This window comes from Streptomyces sp. NPDC037083 (assembly GCF_055606485.1).
In genome coordinates this window covers 98438-116447 of record NZ_JBVJSQ010000014.1, presented here as the reverse complement: position 1 = coordinate 116447, position 18010 = coordinate 98438, and the positions used below count along the sequence as shown (strand labels likewise).

At 69.6% G+C, this 18010-nt stretch carries 19 protein-coding genes and 1 pseudogene; 10 read left to right on the top strand and 10 right to left on the bottom strand.

What is annotated here, in order from left to right; all coding sequences use genetic code 11:
* Positions 1-221: 221 nt before the first annotated feature.
* Positions 222-548, top strand: a complete 327-nt coding sequence (locus ACZ7DE_RS31880; protein ID WP_470767285.1) for a plasmid stabilization protein — start codon at positions 222-224, stop codon at positions 546-548.
* Positions 549-586: 38 nt separating this feature from the next.
* Here the strand turns inward: ACZ7DE_RS31880 and ACZ7DE_RS31875 are convergent, their stop codons facing one another.
* The 3 genes and pseudogenes from ACZ7DE_RS31875 to ACZ7DE_RS31865 all read right to left on the bottom strand — a co-directional run bounded on the left by ACZ7DE_RS31875 (position 587) and on the right by ACZ7DE_RS31865 (position 1951).
* Positions 587-718: a hypothetical protein gene (locus tag ACZ7DE_RS31875; RefSeq protein WP_470767283.1), complete on the bottom strand. Its 132-nt coding sequence runs from the start codon at positions 716-718 to the stop codon at positions 587-589.
* Between the two features lie 499 nt (positions 719-1217).
* Positions 1218-1616, bottom strand: a pseudogene (locus tag ACZ7DE_RS31870) (SDR family oxidoreductase); the annotation flags it as partial.
* 203 nt (positions 1617-1819) lie between these two features.
* Positions 1820-1951 (bottom strand): hypothetical protein, encoded by a 132-nt coding sequence (locus ACZ7DE_RS31865; protein ID WP_470767281.1) that lies wholly within the window; start codon positions 1949-1951, stop codon positions 1820-1822.
* 355 nt (positions 1952-2306) lie between these two features.
* Between ACZ7DE_RS31865 and ACZ7DE_RS31860 the strand changes: the two genes are divergently transcribed.
* Positions 2307-3323, top strand: coding sequence for a zinc-dependent alcohol dehydrogenase family protein (locus tag ACZ7DE_RS31860; RefSeq protein WP_470767279.1), 1017 nt, complete (start codon positions 2307-2309; stop codon positions 3321-3323).
* Between the two features lie 70 nt (positions 3324-3393).
* On the opposite strand, the gene ACZ7DE_RS31855 is transcribed toward ACZ7DE_RS31860, so the two are convergent.
* The 3 genes from ACZ7DE_RS31855 to ACZ7DE_RS31845 all read right to left on the bottom strand — a co-directional run bounded on the left by ACZ7DE_RS31855 (position 3394) and on the right by ACZ7DE_RS31845 (position 6529).
* Positions 3394-4011 carry an SUKH-4 family immunity protein gene (locus ACZ7DE_RS31855; protein ID WP_470767277.1) on the bottom strand — a complete coding sequence of 206 codons (618 nt, stop codon included), beginning with the start codon at positions 4009-4011 and terminating at the stop codon, positions 3394-3396.
* Positions 4012-4479: 468 nt separating this feature from the next.
* Positions 4480-5700, bottom strand: coding sequence for an alpha/beta fold hydrolase (locus tag ACZ7DE_RS31850; RefSeq protein ID WP_470767274.1), 1221 nt, complete (start codon positions 5698-5700; stop codon positions 4480-4482).
* 358 nt (positions 5701-6058) lie between these two features.
* Complete coding sequence (locus tag ACZ7DE_RS31845) at positions 6059-6529, bottom strand: Lrp/AsnC family transcriptional regulator (protein ID WP_470767272.1); 471 nt, start codon at positions 6527-6529, stop codon at positions 6059-6061.
* A gap of 101 nt (positions 6530-6630) precedes the next feature.
* Here ACZ7DE_RS31845 and ACZ7DE_RS31840 point away from each other — a divergent pair, with 101 nt between their 5' ends.
* On the top strand, positions 6631-8022 hold the full coding sequence (locus ACZ7DE_RS31840; protein WP_470767270.1) for a pyridoxal phosphate-dependent decarboxylase family protein: 1392 nt from the start codon (positions 6631-6633) through the stop codon (positions 8020-8022).
* A 385-nt stretch (positions 8023-8407) separates the two neighbouring features.
* Here ACZ7DE_RS31840 and ACZ7DE_RS31835 read toward each other — a convergent pair whose 3' ends face one another.
* Positions 8408-9172, bottom strand: a complete 765-nt coding sequence (locus ACZ7DE_RS31835; RefSeq protein WP_470767268.1) for an IclR family transcriptional regulator — start codon at positions 9170-9172, stop codon at positions 8408-8410.
* Positions 9173-9357: 185 nt separating this feature from the next.
* Here ACZ7DE_RS31835 and ACZ7DE_RS31830 point away from each other — a divergent pair, with 185 nt between their 5' ends.
* From ACZ7DE_RS31830 to ACZ7DE_RS31805, 6 genes are all read left to right on the top strand, one after another.
* Positions 9358-9831, top strand: a complete 474-nt coding sequence (locus ACZ7DE_RS31830; protein ID WP_470767266.1) for a hypothetical protein — start codon at positions 9358-9360, stop codon at positions 9829-9831.
* A 179-nt stretch (positions 9832-10010) separates the two neighbouring features.
* Positions 10011-10259, top strand: a complete 249-nt coding sequence (locus ACZ7DE_RS31825; RefSeq protein ID WP_470767264.1) for a hypothetical protein — start codon at positions 10011-10013, stop codon at positions 10257-10259.
* Complete coding sequence (locus ACZ7DE_RS31820; RefSeq protein ID WP_470767261.1) at positions 10256-10951, top strand: HAD hydrolase-like protein; 696 nt, start codon at positions 10256-10258, stop codon at positions 10949-10951. Before ACZ7DE_RS31825 ends, ACZ7DE_RS31820 begins: the two co-directional genes overlap by 4 nt.
* A complete protein-coding gene (locus ACZ7DE_RS31815; protein WP_470767258.1) occupies positions 10948-11739 on the top strand; it encodes a cyclase family protein in 792 nt (263 codons plus the stop codon). The genes ACZ7DE_RS31820 and ACZ7DE_RS31815 overlap by 4 nt, the downstream gene beginning before the upstream one ends.
* Positions 11740-11818: 79 nt before the next feature.
* A complete protein-coding gene (locus ACZ7DE_RS31810; protein WP_470767256.1) occupies positions 11819-12373 on the top strand; it encodes an Lrp/AsnC family transcriptional regulator in 555 nt (184 codons plus the stop codon).
* 25 nt (positions 12374-12398) lie between these two features.
* The gene (locus ACZ7DE_RS31805; protein ID WP_470767253.1) at positions 12399-13208 is read left to right on the top strand and encodes an IclR family transcriptional regulator domain-containing protein; all 810 of its coding nucleotides are present in this window, start codon (positions 12399-12401) and stop codon (positions 13206-13208) included.
* Positions 13209-13443: 235 nt separating this feature from the next.
* Here the strand turns inward: ACZ7DE_RS31805 and ACZ7DE_RS31800 are convergent, their stop codons facing one another.
* Together ACZ7DE_RS31800 and ACZ7DE_RS31795 are read right to left on the bottom strand one after the other, a co-directional pair.
* On the bottom strand, positions 13444-13926 hold the full coding sequence (locus ACZ7DE_RS31800) for a DUF5994 family protein (RefSeq protein ID WP_470767249.1): 483 nt from the start codon (positions 13924-13926) through the stop codon (positions 13444-13446).
* 242 nt (positions 13927-14168) lie between these two features.
* Entirely contained in the window at positions 14169-15686 is a 1518-nt protein-coding gene (locus tag ACZ7DE_RS31795) for an FAD-dependent monooxygenase (protein WP_470767247.1), read from the bottom strand.
* Between the two features lie 493 nt (positions 15687-16179).
* On the opposite strand from ACZ7DE_RS31795, the gene ACZ7DE_RS31790 reads away from it, so the two are divergent.
* Positions 16180-16479 (top strand): hypothetical protein, encoded by a 300-nt coding sequence (locus ACZ7DE_RS31790; RefSeq protein ID WP_470767245.1) that lies wholly within the window; start codon positions 16180-16182, stop codon positions 16477-16479.
* A 311-nt stretch (positions 16480-16790) separates the two neighbouring features.
* Here ACZ7DE_RS31790 and ACZ7DE_RS31785 read toward each other — a convergent pair whose 3' ends face one another.
* On the bottom strand, positions 16791-17966 hold the full coding sequence (locus ACZ7DE_RS31785; protein WP_470767242.1) for a PP2C family protein-serine/threonine phosphatase: 1176 nt from the start codon (positions 17964-17966) through the stop codon (positions 16791-16793).
* Between the last annotated feature and the right edge of the window lie 44 nt (positions 17967-18010).

Here is an 18010-nt window from a genome sequence, read left to right as displayed (position 1 = left end):
ATGGTCGTTCCTGACCTTGAGAAGACGTCCACCGCGGGCGCGCGGTGGCCGTCCACTCATCCGTTCGGTGGCTGCCTGCTCGCACACCCCGGCTCCTCCCCATCAGATGGGACCAAAGCTGCCCGGATCCTGTGAGGAGCGCCGGACGGCGGGTACGCAGAAAATCAAACGGTAAGCCGGTACGGCCGAACGGGCCGTGTCGGGCCTGAAAGGAGAGCGACATGCCGCAGGGCTCCAGCGCGAAGCGTGAGCGTCAGTACGAGCACATCAAGGAGAGCGCCGAGAAGCGCGGTACCTCCAATGGCCGGGCGAAAGAGATCGCGGCGCGCACCGTCAACAAGGAACGAGCCCGCTCCGGCGAGTCGAAGACAGCGAGCAAGACGTCCACCCAGGACACGAAGTCCGCTCCCCAGCGCGGCGGTGAGCGCTCACACCGCGGCTCTCAAGGACCCACGAAGGACCAGCTGTACGCGGAGGCGAAGAAGCGCGGCATCAACGGCCGCTCGTCGATGAACAAAGAAGAATTGGCCAACGCGCTGGGCCGCTGACTGAAACCACGCCCCAGACAGAAGCGGGTGTGCCGCTGCTACCCCGTCGACGGGATGCCGTAGAGCGCGCGGACCGGGCGGCCCGCGAACCCGGCGGCCGGCGGGATCCGGTGGGTCGCGATCAGGACACCGAGGGCCTGGTCGACTGTCGGCGTGGGAGTCGACCGCATGTCGCAGCTGGGCGTTCTCCTGCAACTGACTGACAGGCGAACACGCCCCCTGGGTGAACCACCGACCCAGTGGTGGGGCGGTCAGCTGCTCGATTCGAAGACGGTTCGTGTCCGAGAAGGGGTGTGATCGTTGAACCGCCCATGATGACGCGCACTCTTGTCCGTGGTGGGGCTGCTGTGGTGACGGTGTCCCTGGCGGGGGTTTTCCCAGCTTCATCCTCGGCTTGGGCCCAGGGCGCGGACTTCCTGTCTCCAGCCTTGGGTACCAGCTGTGCCGACCCGGAGGGGGCCCACCCCGTGAGCCGGCCTGGCCCCGGAGCGGCCCTCTCCCTCGACGCGCCCCAGGACCTCCCGCTCGCCCAGGGCCCGGACGAAGGCTCGGTCGGCCGGCAGACGACGCGGCCCGTGAGCAGGTGACAGCGGAGAGCAGCCCATTGGCCCCCGTCATCGTGGAATGACGGGGCGTTGGCCCAACGACCGTACAGTGGCTCCCACTTCGCTATCGGGCGACGTAGCCGCCGTCGACCGGGAGGGCGACGCCTACGACGAAACTGGCACCCGGGCTGCACAGCCAGAGGACAGCCTGAGCGATCTCCTCAGCCGTGCCGAGGCGGTTGATGTGCTGGTTGGCCTCGGCCTCGGCTCGCTCGAGTTCCCCCCTGGCGATCATGTCGCTGACCATCGGGGTGTCGATGGTGCCGGGGCAGACGGCGTTGACTCGGATGCCGCGAGGGGCGTACTCGAGGGCGGCGCTGGTGGTCAGGCCGATCACGCCGTGCTTGGAGGCGTGGTAGGAGGCACGGCCGGGCAGGCCGACCAGGCCACCGAGTGAGGAACAGTTGACGATGACGCCGCTGCCCTGGGCACGCATGTGCCGCAGTTCGTGCTTCATGCACGCATGGCACGGAATCCAGCGGCGAAGGCAGGAAGGATTTGCCCCTGGTCGCGATTTGCTACTGGTCGGCATTTGCTTCTGGTCGGGATTTGTTCTTGACCGGAGGAAAAGTCCAGGCAGGGCATGGCAGAAATCGCGGCGGCTTGTTCGCGCCGGGCATCTCACGCACCATTTCCCTGTGCAGGCGGGAAAGGAGGCAGAATCCGTCAATTGACGGCGTCGGCCACGGAGTCGTCGGGCCGGGTCGCCACCCAGGAGTAGAGGAAGCGCAGCCCCTCGGAAGGGTGCGAGTCCTCCAGGAATTTCCCCAACTCCTTACGGCGCGCACTGCTGTTCATACTGCCCAGTGTGCGCTGTCCGCCACCCGCCTGGGTAGGAGGGTTTCCTCCCTGGCTACTTCTGCCCCAGGGTGGAATTCTCCTGTGCACGGCCCGTGCGGGCGGTGAGAGAGCGAGAGACCGGCAGTTTCTTTCACAACCCGTCGACGCTTCTGCATACCCCCTTGGCCATCGTCGAGGAATCCGGCAACTCCGGGTGACACCGCTGCCCAATCAGCGGCGCCACAGCAACGCAAGAAGAGAACACAATGGAAATCCTGAAGCGTCCGCCGACCGGCAAGGGCCACCCACCAGCGCGAAGACACCACCCGCGCCAGAGCCACCCCCACCCGAGAAACGCGTCAGGAGAGACGACATGCGAGCAACTGTGATCCACGCTCCCGGTGACATCCGGGTGGAGGACGTCCCCGAGCCCAAGATCCTCCAGCCGACGGACGCGATCATCCGCACGGTCGCCACCTGTGTGTGCGGCTCGGACCTGTGGCCGTACCGCGGCCTGGAGCCCGTGGGCGACCCGCACCCGATGGGCCACGAGTACGTCGGCGTCGTCGAGGAGACCGGCAGCGAGGTCACCCACGTCAAGCCCGGCCAGTTCGTGGTCGGCTCCTTCGCCACCTCCGACAACACCTGCGCCAACTGTCAGAAGGGCTGGCAGTCCTCCTGTCTGAACCGCGAGTTCATGAGCACCTGCCAGGCCGAGTACGTGCGCATCCCCAACGCCCACGGCACGCTGGTCGCCACCGACGAGCACCCCTCCGCCGATCTCGTGCCCAGTCTGCTGGCCGTGTCCGACGTAATGGGCACCGGCTGGTACGCGGCCCTCGCCGCCGAGGTGAAGCCGGGCTCGACGGCCGTCGTGGTCGGTGACGGAGCCGTCGGCCTGTGCGGTGTCATCGCCGCGAAGGAGCTCGGCGCGGAGCGGATCATCGCCATGTCCCGGCACGAGTCCCGTCAGAAGCTCGCCCTGGATTTCGGCGCCACCGACATCGTCAGCGAACGCGGAGAGGAAGGCATCGCCCGCATCAAGGATCTGACCGACGGCATCGGGGCAGACTCCGTCCTGGAGTGCGTCGGCACCGCCCAGTCCATGAGCCAGGCCCTGCACTCCGCGCGACCGGGCGGCAACGTCGGCTTCGTCGGCGTTCCGCACGAGGTGGCCGTCGACGGCCAGGAGCTGTTCTTCTCCCAGGTCGGCCTGCGCGGCGGCCCCGCCCCCGTACGCCGCTACCTGCCCGACCTGATCGACCGCGTGCTGTCCGGCCACATCGACCCGGGCAAGGTCTTCGACCTCACCCTTCCCCTGGACCAGGTCGCCGAAGGCTACAAGGCCATGGACGAACGCCGCGCCATCAAGACCCTCCTGACGCCCTGACCCGGTCCCCTCGTTAGCGCGAGCTGCGTCGGCAACGCCCACGACAACCTGTACCGGTCGCTGCGCACGACTACTGCCCGGACCGGGCTCCGCGGACGGGATCGGCCCTGAAGCGCTGGCCCATGGCGATCTCGTCGCCCACCACCGACCAGAGGGTCTCGTCATCCTGGAAGGGGAGCGGGTCAATGCCGCTCGTCTCCTCACGGATCCGCTCGACCTCGCCTTCCAGGCGCTCGAAGTCGGCTTCCTCGTCGCCGTCGTCGCCGCTGAAGGCGAACTCTTCCAGCAGGCGCTGGAACCGGAGGGTGACCTGGACGAGGGAGGAGACGTCCGTGTGGAGTTCCTGCGCGCTCTCCTCGTCGGGGTCGAAGGCGTGCACCTTGCCGGAAACGGGGTCCAGGGCGAGGTGCGCGTTGAGCAGCCAACCGATCACGGGCCAGTCGCCCGCGCCCTCCACGGTGTCCTCGAAGTCCCCGATGGAGATGACGTCCTGGACAAGGGGCAGCAGGCCGTCGTCCTCATCGGGCTGACGCAACAGGAGCGTCCCGGTGGGGACGCCGACGGTCTGCAGCAGGCGGGCGCCCTCCGCGTCCGCGGAGGCGGACGGGAAGGCGGTGGCGGGGATGGTCGCGAGCCGGTCCTCGCCGAAGATGTCGACGAGTTCACCGCGGGTGAGGTCGAAAAGCACTGCCGGGACTCCGAACTCCGCGGCGGCGCGGACGCCGTGGGACAGTCAGTGGACGGAAGCGGTCACAACAACAGCGTTGCGGATCGAGGCGCTTCCGATTCCGCCTGGCCCGGACACCCCTCCGCTCACAGGTTCCCACTTGCTCGCACCGGACATCAAACGGATGACATTCCACATCTCCCGACGGACGAGCAGCATCGTTCCCCGAACGGTCCAGTCCCTCTCCTGCGGCGCGCCGCCATCGCCTCTATCGGTTTCAGCGAGCCTGAAGAGCAGGTGAAGCAGGCCCGCGGCGGATGGAGTGACCTCGGTCGGCGATAGTCGTCCTTCGGAACGTGGGGACGGCGGCGCGGCAGCCTCATGTCGCTCGACGTCGTCGTCTCAGCTCGGCTCGGCGAGCCACGACCGTACCTGTGGGCTCGTAGCCGGCATCCGCGATCCGGCCGTACGGGCATGGCCGAGGATGCTTCACACGGGACTAGGCGTCATGCCCACCGGCAGCACTTCGGTCAGCACGCCGTCCGTGTCCATCGCCCAGCTTCCGGACTGGACGCCGTACACCTGCTTGTCTTTGAGCCACTTCCAGGACATGTGCTGCAGGGTACGGGCGGCTTTGCGTTCCCAGACCGGATTGTGGTCCCAGCCCTCGACACGGAACATGAGCTTGCCGGTGCCCGGGATGCTCTCGTAGAGCTTCGGGACGGAGAAGTGCAGCAGCGGACCCATCTCCGGTGGCGTGTTGGCCGTTTTGTCCTGGTCCCCGTAGACGATGCACACCGGCACGGTGTTGCCGAGCGTGGAGCCGTGCGGCACGGTGCTCGTGTTCCAGCCCCACCAGTAGGAATTGCGCCACCGCATGACGCCTTCCGGTGCTCCCGGGGTCGAGCCGCCCCAGGTCTTGCCGACGCTGTCGCACTCCATGATGATCCGCCAGACGTTGTCGGCCACCGTCTGATCGCTGATGCCGCCTTGGAGACCCGCCTTGCTGGTCAGGTTCATCGGAAAACCGAAGACGGCGGGCGGCTTGGACTCGGGCTTCGTGGGCAGCTGCGTGCCGGGAGGCGGATCGAAGGGTGCGTTGATGTTCGTCGACCATCGGCCGTTCGGAGGGAACATGGGCGCGAGAAGGAACATGCTCGCCACGTCCCCGGGATTCTGCAGCGCGTACGGACCCATGACGAACGCGGCTGCGGACCAGCCGATGAACGCGACCTTCTCGTTGTTGCACCGTTCCCTGATGAACTTGACGACGGTGCCCAGTTCGCCCCATTCACTACTGGAGTTGCCGAGCTGGTTGGGGTAGTTCGCCGTCGGTGAGCAGTTCGCCGTACCCGGATTGGTCTCCAAGAGACCCCGCTGGGCCGGGTTGGCGTTGCACGGGTCGTCCATCTTCGGGCGTGGGGAGAGCCCGGACCCCTGGAGATCCATGATGAACACGTCGTAGCCGTGGCCCGCCAGCGCCTGTGCCCAGCTGTAACTGACGTCCGGGTGCGGGGAGCCGCCCTGCGGAAGCAGCGTGAGGTCGAAGCCGGGGAGAGCCGGAACGCTCCTGCCGTGGAGCATGAGGACCGGTTTGGGGGCGCCGCCGGATCCGCCGCTCTTGTATTCGCGTACGAAGAGCTCAATCTCCCGTTCGGCGTTCGCCGGGACAGTCGATCTGTGTTTGACCTTGTGATCGATGGGAGTCATGTGCGGCATCGTCGCCTCCGATGGCTGTTCGCCCCGAGGAACGGTTGTTCCTGGGGCCGGTCAGCTTCTCCGCTCACCCGGGGGCGCCACGAGGAGCCGGGACGGCGGGTCGCACGGACAGTGCCTGATCGGGTGGGGTGTCCTCCTCCGATCGGCGGGCGCGCGCGGGGAGGCGCGTCGGCGGCGGCGCCGCGAGTTGGGGGAAGCCGGGAAGACAACGAGGCGGGGCCGTACGAGTCGGGCGGGCCTCGTCCCAGGCGGCGCGAACCTCTCGGGGAGACCGTGCCGAGCGGCATCGTCCCGCTTCCGTCGAGGCTGCCGGGGCCGTCTTACTGCGTATGGCCCCCACCCCCCGGTGTCAGAGGGCGGCGTGGCGCTCCAGCAGGGACCGGACACTGTGGGGCTGCACTTCGCGCAGGACGATGGTGGTGTTGGACCGGACGACCCCGGGTGCTTCCAGTAGCAGGTTCGTGATGCGGTGCAGGTCTTCGGTGTCCCGGGCCACGACGCGGGCGAGGAAGTCGCCGTCGCCGGTGGTGACGAGCAGCTCGATCACCTCGGGAATGCGCAGGATCGCCTCGCGGGTGGGATGCCCCACGCGCTGGCTGATCGACAGCGTGATGAGGGCCAGCAGCGGATAGCCGAGAGCCGCGGGTGCCACGCGCCGGCTGTGCTCCCTCAGCTGACCGCTTTCCTCCAGCCGCTTCAGACGTGCCTGCACGGTGTTTCGGGCCAGGCCGAGTCGCTCTGCCAAGGCAACCGTCGTGGCCCGGGGATCCGCGTCGAGCGCCAAGAGGATCCGGGCGTCGAGGGCGTCGACATTTCGCATGGTGCTCAGTATGGCACGGCACCGACTCACCCAATTGAGCATTGTGCTCAAATAAAATTCAGGATATTGCGCATTCCGCTGCACGTTTCTAGGTTTCCGCCATGCAAAAAGCGCAATGCGACAACACCTCTGCGAACAGGGCGGACAGCGTGGACCGCCGGGTGTGGGCAGACGAGGACGAGATCGTGGCGGCCGCCGTCGACTACGCGCGGCGGCGCATCATGCAGGCTCCCGATCCTGTGGCCGGCGCCCGACCCGCCGCCGACCTCGCCCTCACGGCCGGCACTGCCGTCACCCCCTGGGGAATCGGCGGAGCCGCGGCCCTCAAGCTGTTCGACCGCGTCCTGGCGCCTGCCACCCGCGCGCAGAACGGATCGATGAACCTCGCGTACATCGCTGCGGCTCCCACCCGTGCCGCGCTCGCCTTCGACGCGGTCGCCGGCGCGGCGAACATCTTCGCCGGTACCTGGGAGGCGGGGGCCGGCGCCATCCACGCCGAGAACGAGGCGTTGGCCTGGCTCAGCCGGTTGCTCGGATGGCCCGGCACGGCGGCAGGATGCTTCGTCAGCGGCGGCACCATGGGCAACCTGTCGGCGCTCATCACGGCCCGCGCCGCTGCCGCCGCCTCCCGACCCCGGCCGAAGGACGGCTGGAAAATCGTGTGCGCCGACAGTGCCCACTCCTCGATCAGGTCCGCGGCACAAGCGATGGACGTCGCAGTCGTCACCGCACCCGTGGACCGGCACGGACACCTCACCGGGAGCGCCGTGGACGCCGTCCTGAACTCCACGCCCGGGGTGTTCGCCGTGGTGGCGAGCGCCGGGACCACCAATGCCGGTCTCGTCGACGACCTCGATGACATCGCCGACGCGTGCGAACGTCACCAGGTGTGGCTGCACGTCGACGGCGCCTACGGCGGAGCGGGCCTGGCGGCGCCCAGTGTGCGGCACCTGTACTCCGGCATCGAACGCGCCGACAGCTTCATCGTCGATCCCCACAAATGGCTCTTCGCCCCCTACGACTGCTGCGCGCTGCTCTACCGGGACCCCGCAGCGGCCCGCGCCGCGCACAGTCAGTCGGCGAGCTATCTCGACGCCATCGACCGCGACGCCCACAATCCCGCTGACCTGGCCCTCCATCTCAGCCGCCGCGCCCGCGGTCTGCCGTTCTGGTTCAGCTTGGCCGTACACGGAACCGAGCGGTACTCCCGCGCCGTGGAACAGACACTGACCACCAGCCGACGGGTGGCCGACGTCGTACGCACCAGTGACTGGCTGCGCCTGACCATCGAGCCCGAACTGTCCGTCGTCCTCTTCGAACGCCCTGGCTGGGGTCCGCGGGAGTACGCGTCATGGTCCGCCCGTACCGCCCAGTCGGGGGCCATGCTGTGTGTGCCCACCCAGTGGAACGGCGCGACGGTTCTGCGCCTGGCCTTCGTCAACCCGGACACCCGTGCCGGCGACGTCGTAGAGGTGCTCGGCTCGCTCCGGTAGTGCGCGACGCCTTGGCCGTCGGCGAAGGCAGAGGGAGTCGGTCCGCTGCAGCGGGATGCGGCAGTCCCCCGGCGCCAACCTTCGTCCAAGCGCCCGGCGATCTGGTTGACCACGCGCTTTCCGCTGTCCGCACCTCCGAGCGGCATGGGGCTGAGCTGAGCCCACGGCGGCCTCGAACGATGCCCTCACGTGATCGTCCGACGGGGATGCGGATTCCCGGGCGTCAGCACGGCCTTCAAGCGTTCTTGTGCGGACTCGAGCTGGAGCGCACCGGCCGAAACTCGAGCAGAGGCCGGGCGGGAGCCGCCCGAAGCGGGGAGTCGTCGGGCCCCTGCCGGTAGGGCGGCGCTCCAGGGGCGGCGCTTGGACTCGGCACGAGGGGCGTTCAGGCCCCGCGCAACGCCGTCTCCAGGTGAGCGGCCCAGCGCAGGGCGACGGCCGCGCACTCCGTCGTCCTGGGTTGCAGGCGCCGTCGTGGTCCGACGACCTGGACGGCGGCCACGACCTCGTCGGTGAAGTCGCGGACCGGCACGGCCAAGGAGTACAGGCCGGGCTCGGCCTCCTCGTCGACGATCGAATAGCCGCGCTTCCGGGTGGCCTCGAGACGGCGCAGGAAGTCCTCCAGGCCGGACGGTGTGTTGGGGCCGTGACGCAGGAACTCCGTGCGCGCGAAGACAGCGGCCACCTCGTCGTCGTCGGCGTCGCTCAGCAGGGCCTGGCCGCAGTCGCTGCAGTAGGCCGGGTAGGGACGGCCGATCCACGAGCCGAGCTGCCGGCTGCCGTGAGGCACCCGTTCGGCGATGGTGACGGTGGTGTCGCCGACCAGGACGCCGAGGTAGCAGCTCTCGCCGATCTCGGCCGCCATGCCCTCCAGGGCGGTGAGCCCGTCGGTGCGCAACCGGTGGGCCGTGAGGTCGCGCGCAGCAGCGTAGAGCCGCCAGTTCAGGACGACACCGCCCGAGACGTCGTCGCGGGTGACGAACTCCTCCGCGGCCATGGCGGTCAGCATCCGGGACAGCTGGCTGCGGTCGCGGCCCAGTCTGCGGGCCAACTCCGAGACGGACTCGGCAGCGCCCCCGGGCCGGCCGTCGCCGGGGCCGTCGGCCAGGGCCGACAAGGCGTCCAGGCCCTTCGTCACGCTCGAGTCCACGTGCTCCTCCGCCGTGCCGACGCCTGCATCCACCGGGGGTGCCGCCCCCGTCACTGTCGGTCCGCACTGTACCTCCGGTCTCTCCCCAGACCACAGAGCGTGCAGAATATGCATCTTGCCGTGCATTTAATGCACGCCTAGCATCTTGGCATCAGCCGCCGTCGAAGCCGAAGGATGAACCGCGCATGGCCACGACCACGATCACGCCGGAAGCCCCCGGAGAGAACCGGGAGGCAGCCCTGGCGTCCGTCCGACGCAGGAGAGTCCGCACGATCAAGGTGTTCTGGCCGGTCGCGACGGAAACCCTGACCGCCTGCGCGACGGGTGACCTCCACGCGCTGCGCGCCGACGAGTCATTCGCCTGCCTGCTGCGAATTCTCGAAACCTCCCCCGAACTCGGCGACTTCGGCGTCTACGGCGACGTCTTCGAGGTGGCCTTCGGCGCGGAGGGCTTCACCGTCCGACCCGGCGCCCGCCCTTCCCTCGGCACGATCGGCGGACGGTTCCTCTCCTCGACCCTCGCCGTCACCACGTACGTCGACGCAACCGCCGACGACGACGCCCTCTCACGCGTCCTCGCCCGCCTCACCGACGCCCACCCCTGGGAGATCCCGGTGATCGAACTCTCCGCCCCACTGGACCTCGTCTCCCGCGCCTGACCTGCGGCCCTGCCCCCAGCGAGCCCCTCGCCCGGCCCGGGCGCCCGCCCCCACCCGTGCGCGACCACCCCGACGCGCACCCCACAGCCCGAAAGCGGCCCCACCCTCAGCCATGCCGTGCCGATCACCCCCACCCCCCGCCCACCGCTCCCCCGCTCCTCTCCGCCAAGGAGACCGCCATGTCCGTCTCACCAGCACCGGAAAACGCTCCGACCGCCGCCGACCCCGCTCACCACCCGCCCGGCGAGGGCCCGCGCCGCACCATGCACTCCCGCCATCTCGTCATGATCGCGATGGGCGGCGTCATCGGCTCCGGCCTCTTCCTCGGTTCCGGTCTCACCGTCTTCGGCATCCCGTTCGTCGCGGGCTGCTACCTGCACCACTGGCTGCGGCACGGCCGCATCCGTGCCACCCGGGCGGCTGCGTGAAGCCGCCCACCTGCGTCCTGCTCGACCTCGACGGCACCCTCGTGGACTCCGCCCCCGGCGTGACCGCCAGCGCCGCCGCCCGGCGGGCCGTCGGCGCCCCGGTCCCCGACGCGGCCACCCTGCGCGGCCGGGTCGGCCCGCCGATGTGCGACACGTTCCGCCACGTGCGACGGACTCGACGAGCCGGCGCACGTGCCGCACTCGCCGTCTACCGCGCCGAGTACGCGCGCAGCGGCGCATCGGCCGCCACCTTGTACGACGGCGTCCCCGAACTGCTCGACGCCCTGGCCGCGCGCCCACTGCCCATGGGCATCGCGACCTCCAAGATGCAGGACCAGGCCGAGCTGATGGCCCGCCGCTTCGGTCTCGGCTCCCGGCTGCTGACCGTCTGCGGCGCCTGCGACGAGACGGGCCGTACGACGAAGCGCCAGGTGATCAGGGAGTGCGTCGCCCGCCTGCGGGCGCGCGGCGCCGACGTACGCCGACCGCTCATGGCCGGCGACCGCGCCTACGACATCGAAAGCGCAGCCGCCGAAGGAATCCCCGCCGTCCACGTGCGATGGGGCTACGGCAGCCACGCGGAGTCGGCTCACGCCGTCGCCTCCGTCGCCCGCCCGGCCGAACTCGTCGGGTGGGTGGCGCTGTTGAACAACGCCGAGACCGGCGCCGAGAAAGAGGATGAGCACGCATGACACCGAACACGGCCGTCACGGCCGCCGCCCCGGCCACCGCCGAACCGCCGCTGTGGGCCCTGCACCGGGAACTGATCGGCCGGACGGTCCGCACCGACCTCACCCACGCCTTCCACCCCGGGCAGCCGCACTTCCCCGCCTTCCCCGACGAGAAGCGCGAGATGCCCTTCGACATGTCCCGCGGCGACGGCTTCAACGTGCACCTCTATACGATCGTCGGGCAGTGGGGCACCCACGTCGACCCGCCCGTGCACTTCGTCGCCGGCGCGCGGACCCTGGACGAGATACCCGTGGACGAGATGATCCTGCCGCTCGTCGTCCTCGACATCGCCGAGCGCGTCGCCGCGGACCCGGACGCGGTGCCGGACCTGCAGGACGTGGCGGCCTGGGAGGCGCGCCACGGCCGGGTGCCGAAAGGGGCGTTCGTGGCCCTGCGCACCGGCTGGAGCAGCCGCTGGCCGGACCCCGCGGCCATGGCCAACAAGGACGAGGCTGGCGTCAGTCACTGCCCGGGCTGGTCGGCCGAGGTGCTGCGCTACCTCTTCGAGGAGGCCGGCGTCACCGCGATCGGGCACGAGCAGACCGACACCGATCCCGGAATGGCCACCTCCGCGGGCGACTTCGCTCTGGAGGACTACGTGCTGCGGCGGGACCGCTGGCAGATCGAGCTGATGGCCCACCTCGACCGGGTGCCGGAGGCGGGAGCGCTGATCATCGCCACCTGGCCCAAGCCGCACGGCGGTTCGGGCTTCCCCGCCCGCGTGTTCGCCCTGCACCACACGAGCTGACCGGGGTCGGAACCGGCACAGCGGCTCCGGTGGCCACCATGCCACCGGAGCCTTCGCACGTCAGGAGACGCACAGCGCCATGGACGCCATCGGCGAGCAGATCATCACCGAGCTCACCCGCAACGCCCGGATCTCCCACGCCGAGCTGGGACAGCGCGTACGGCTGTCCCGCAACGCCGTGCGCCAGCGCGTGGAGCGACTGCAACGGCAGGGGCACATCGGCGGCTACACCATCGTCCGTCCCTCGTGCAGGGCCGACCGCACGGCGGTGGCCCCGCACGTCCTGGTCCACCAGGAGGACCGCATGCGCGGAGCGGAGGTCCTCGCCGCCATGGCGCGGGTCCCGGAGGTGGTCTCCTGTGACGTCCTCAGCGGCCAGTTCGACGTACTCGTCAGCGTCGAGGCGGCGTCCCTGGAACGCGTACAGGGCATCTGGGAGCAGACAGCCCAGATGCCCGGTGTACGGGACACGGTGACGGCGTCGGCGCTGTCCAGGCCCGGCCCGGCCCGAAGATCGGTGATGGCCACCACGTGCAGCGCGGATCCGTTCGTCCTGTGCACAGGAAGCGGACCCTCGCGGCGGCCCCGCACCGGCGCGGGGCCGGCCACCCCGGCCACCGCCCCGAGCCGGTGATCACCGGCTCGCATATAGTGCGGTGGTGACGACGAACGGCCCCTCCCCCGCACAGACGGGCATGGGAACGGCCTCCTCGCTGCGGATGGCCCTGCGGGTGGTCAACACCGTGCTGGACCGTGAGGCTTCCGGCCGGACCGGCTTCAACGTCAGCAGGCTCACCGGCGAGGTGGGCATCGAGCGCAGCAAGGCGTCACGCACCACTCAGGACCTGTGCGACAAGGGTTTCCTCGAACGCCTCGACGACTCGACGCTGCGCGCCGGTAGCGCATTCTTCTCCACGGCCGCTTCCTTGCACCCCGGCCTGCTCCGTCGCAGCCGCCCGCTCCTGCGCCGACTGGCCGTGGCGCACGGCGCCGGCGCACGCCTTTCCGTACGCGAAGGCGTCCAGGTCCGGCTGCTGCGCGCCGAGTCCGCGGCGGGCTTCGCCCACGAGTGGCAGGGACGGGCGAGCCTCGTCACGCCGTGCTGGTGCACCGGCGCCGGACGCGCGCTCCTCCTCGACCACACCGCCGAGGAGATGGCCGTCCTGCTCGACACCTACGAGCTGATCGGCGTCGGCGGTCCGAACGCGGCCCACACCGTCGAGGAGCTGACCGCGGCCAACGACCGCGACCGTTCGCGAGGCGTCGTCGCGGCACACGGGGAGTTCGAGCACGGCGTCACCGAGTACGCGGTGCCCGTGCGCGACCCCGACGGGCGCATCCGGGCCGCCGTGTCGGTCGTCGGCAGAGAGCACGATCTGCTGCCGCACGAGCAGGTGATCCACGCCGACCTCACGGCGGCGGCAGCCGCGCTGGGGGACGCCGTCGGCGGCCGCGACACACCGCGGTAGGGCTTGCACCACCCCAGACGCCGGGCAACGACAGCCCCAAGAGGCCGTCGCGGCGGGACTGCGCCTGATGGAGGCCGTACCGCGGGCTCGGCTCAGCGCTGCTCGGCGTCGTCCGCTTCCCGGACGGCCGCCGGCGTCCCCCTCGGAGCGCTGGCCGCCGTGGCCGGGGGTGCCTCCGGAACGCCTGAGCAGGCCGCCAGGTGCATCAGGACGAACCGAGGCCGGCTGAACGGGCTCAGCCGGCGCGCACCTCCGGCGCTGTGAACCCTGTCCTCGCGATCTCCAGCAGTTCGGTGGCGGTGTTGCTGCCGTCGACCGGATCGGGCGTGTTCATCAGCCAGGCGGCAGTGTCGGCCTCCGTCGCGGGAGGAATGACGAGCAAGGTGCGAAACCCCTCACGATAGGAGCAGAGCAAGATCTCGTTCTGCTCGTGACCGGAGACGAACCATCCCACGGTCACGAAGTTCTTGCCCACGGCGACCCGGTGCGGGACGTCAGGCCACAGCTCGATCCCCAGAGTGACCCTGGTGAAGCTGCCTGTCCCGTCCATCGCTTTCACCAGAAGGGGCAGTTCACCGACGAGATTGTGGGAGTACGGCCACCAGGCGCCGTCGAGTCCACCCGGGGCGGTTTCGTACGGCGCCAGAGAAAGCCGGACCTGCGGTGGTGGGGAGGGGCGCATCGCGGTGGTCGGGGAATGATCGGCAGTCGGTTCCATGACGTGAACCTGCCTCCAGGCGCGGTCTCACCGGCCGCCTGGCATTGTCGTTCACCGAGAACGGCGCCGGCACGGCCACCGGCGCACGCATTGCCCTCGGTGATTGCAGCCTACTCCCCACGGGACTCGCCACTGCCTGGCCGTGTCCGGGGCGTACCAAAACCGGTCGGGGTTTTCTGAGATCGTCCCGGGCTCCTGCGGAGCACTGCTGGGGTCTATGCGACGAAGCGCACGTGGGCTGCTCAGACTTGCGGGCGGCCGAACCACCGGGAGGCCGCTCGTTCGAACTCGTCGGCGGCGAAGTCGTGGTCGTCGGCCCACGCGACGGCGCCGTCCGGGCGGACCAGTACGGCACCCACTCCGAGGTCGTCCGCCGGCGTCCCGGTCACGTGACGCAGTCGGCCCCGCCAGGCTGCCGCCGGGCCGCCCAGACGGCGGTCGGCACTGAAGTCGAGGACGACGCCCAGCCCGTCCCGCATCATCTCGCCAAGACACGTTCCGTCACCGAGGCGGAAGTTGGGGGCATCACGGCCCACCAGCGGATGCGCACTGCCGAGGTCGTAGCGGATCGACGACCCCGACATCCTCTCGAAGACATACGTCGTCCCGTCCTGGGTGCCGAGCAGCTCGCGGACCACGCCCTGGATCGCCTGCGCGTGCTTGTCCGGCCTCATGATCGACACCTGGGCGCGCGACCAGTCGAGCACCTGGGCGCCGATCGGGTGTCGCTCCTGGGTGTAGGTGTCGAGGAGTCCCTGCGGCGCGTGCCCCCGCACGGTCGCCGCGAGTTTCCAGCCCAGGTTCACGGCATCGCCGATGCCGGTGTTCAGGCCCTGCCCGCCGAGCGGCGAGTGGATGTGAGCCGCGTCGCCCGCGAGGAGGACGCGGCCCTGCCGGTAGGTCGTCGCCTGCTTTGCCCGGTCGGTGAAGGTGGAGGCGAGCCGGACGTCGCTCAGGGTGACGTCGGTGCCCGACACACGGCGCAGCACCGCCTGGAGATGGTCACGGGTCGGCCGCCGCGAGCGGTCGAACGCGCCGCCGTCGAAGTCCATCATGGCGATGTGCCCCTCGACGGCCATCCGGACGTACATGCCCGTCGGCGTCAGATTGATCCCGGGACGCAGCTTGCCCGGATCGGCGAGCGTGCCGAGCACCGTGTATCCGGTGAACTCCGGCTCCGTGCCGGCGAAATCGAAGCCGGCGAGACGTCGCACCGCGCTCCGCCCCCCGTCGCAGCCGACGGCCCAGCGCGCTTCGAAACCGACCTCACCCGCGGACACGACCACGTGGTCCTCGTCCTGCGTGATGGCGTCCACAGGGGCGCCGCGCCGGATGTCGACGCCCAGTTTGACCGCTCGCTCGGACAACAGCGACTCGACCGCCTGAAGGCTGATCATCGTGAAGTCAGGGGCCGGGCTGGGCAGCCGGAAGGGCAGGGCGGCCATGTCGACCTTGCCCGGATCGAGCAGCATCCCGGCGAAGTGACCCACCGCACGCGGTGGTGACGATACGTCAGATTTGGTGTGGACGTCGCGTCCGTCGACGAAGGACGCTGCCACCAGCGCGTCCAGCAGACCGCGACGGTAGAACGCACCGACCGAGAAGCCGAACAGGCCGCGCGTGCCGAGCGGTTCCATCCGCCATGGTGACTCCGGCTCCGACTCCCTCTCCAGCACCAGCACCGAGCAGCCCGCGAGGCCGAGTTCGCAGGCCAGGAAGAGACCGACCGGACCCGCGCCCACGATCACTACATCACGCATGAGACATCCCTTTTCCGAAGTCGCTGCCGGACGGTCACCCGGCCGGACTTCTCGAAAGGTCTCAGTCCCCGCCGACACCGGACCGATACGACGCCGACACCCCCGACAGATCACCGACAACGTGGTGCTCGCCGCTGTACGGAGCACCCGGCCAGAGCGATCGCGTCCACGCGACGAGCCGGCCGGCCGCCTGGCGCCGGGCACGCGGTCGTCGCGGTCGCTGAAGACGACGTTGACGGTGGTGCTGAGCCGTCAAAGCGACCCCCCTCCCTCGGGCAAGCGGTGCACTGGCGCGGAATCCGGGTCATTGGAACCAGACGACGAGTCGTACATGTTCAGCTCCGTGGAGTTCGCTGAGCGTCCTCATCACGCTCCAGACCGGTCCCCAGCCGGTTTCATCTCCGGCGACCGATTCTCGGTTCCGCGTGCCTGAGCTGTCTGTTTCCTGCCAGTCGGTGGCGGTCAACTCGGCCCAGGAGATCCACGTTGTGCCGTGGACGTCAGGAGACTCGTCGTAGGCGGCGTATTCAGTCCGCAGATCCTCGGATGCGTCACTCGGAAAGCCGCGGCCTTCGGCCAAGGGACGAAAGCCGATGTAGTTGCGGATACCGAAGAGGCAGGCATTGCCCGCCCACGGCGTCACCTGCCCGTTCCCAGCGCTCAACGGCGCCTGGAGGACAACGACGAGATCGTCTGCATCGCCCTACGGCTCGAACACGGCGACGACCCGGACGACGACTCCGACGGCCGCACCGACCTCGACAAGCAGGCCCTCGAAGCGATCCACAGCTGACGGGCTCTCCGTGCTGCCCTGGCTACAGCCCTGGCCCACCGCCGGGGCCGGAGCGGTCGCCGGTCACTCAACTTCGTCGCACGAGGTGCGGGCGGCGCGCTGCATGTCCGCCTGCGCGGTCCGCGGGCACACCGCGGACCGGTGCTGGGCCTCACGGTCTTGTTCATCGTCCAGTGCGGGGGCTTGCCGCCGTTCGGGTCGCCGTGGACGGGTTCAGCTCGCACCCTGCGGTCGACAAAACCCACCCGGCCGCAGTCACGATTGCGACTTGATGCGTCGGGAGTCAGCGATCTCGATCCCGGCTCCGCCCGTCACGGCTGGTGTTTCGGGCGGCCGGCTGAAGCCTGCCGCGTGTCCGCGCCGGAGCTGACGTGCCGCTGCGTCTCCTGGGGACCGTGCCAGTCCAGGCACATCACGGTGGCATCGTCTTCGAGCAGACCGCCTGCAGCGTCCCGGACTGCGGACGTCAGCATCAACGCGGTCTCCCGCGGATGCAGTTGCCGGGTGCGTTCCAGCAGGGCAGGCAGGTCGACCTGCTCCCCGTGACGTTCGACCATGCCGTCGGTGAACATGAGCAGACGGTCACCATGGCGCAGATCGAGGTCCTGAACGCGGTAGGGGCGAGTCGCGAACTCGGACAGCCCGAAGGGATGGTCCACCTCGCAGGCAATTACCTCCACCACCCCCTCACGCATGCGCAAGGGCCAGGGGTGGCCGGCGTTGACGAGCTGGGCCTGCCCGGTGTGGAGGTCGATGCGCAGCAGTTGCCCGGTGGCGTGCCCGTTGCCGTGGCCCACCAGCGCCTGGTCCGCCCGGTGGGCCTGCTCGGCCAGGTCGGCTCCTGCGCGGCGGGCGCCGCGCAACGCGCTCACCAGGACCGTGGCGGCCAGGGCGGCATCGATGTCGTGGCCCATCGGGTCGGTCACCGAGACATGGAGGGTGTCGCGATCCAAGATGTAGTCGAACGTGTCGCCGCTGAGGCCTTCGGAGGGCTCCAGACTCCCGCACAGAGTGAACTGTGCGGCCTCGCACGACAGTGCCGGGGGCAGCAGTTGGTACTGGATTTCTGCTGCCAGTGTGGGAGGCCTGGAACGCTTGCCCCAGGTGTAGAGGTCGGTGAAGCGCCCGTTGGCGATCACGACGTAGGCCAGAACGTGGGCGGCTTCTCTGACCTCGTCAAGAACATCCTCGCCGGGCCCGGTCGGCAGAAGCAGTTCCAGCAGCCCGATCGCATCTCCCCGGTTGGTGACCGGAACGATCACCCGCTGCCCCTGACTCGTCGCCTCCTGATACAGCAGCTGGGTACGGATCACCTCCTCGTAGACGCTGCCGAACAAGGGAATGCGCTCCGGTTTCCGCTCACCGTCCGCAGGGCAGCTGGAAAGCCGCGCCACCGCCTTGCCCGTCAGGTCCACGATGAGGAAGGAGACCGTCATCGCCTGGAAACGCCGCCGCAGGTCCTCCGCGATCACGTCGACGGCCTCCACAGGCGCCGCCGTCTCCGCTGCCGTCAGCAGCCGGGGAAGTCCCC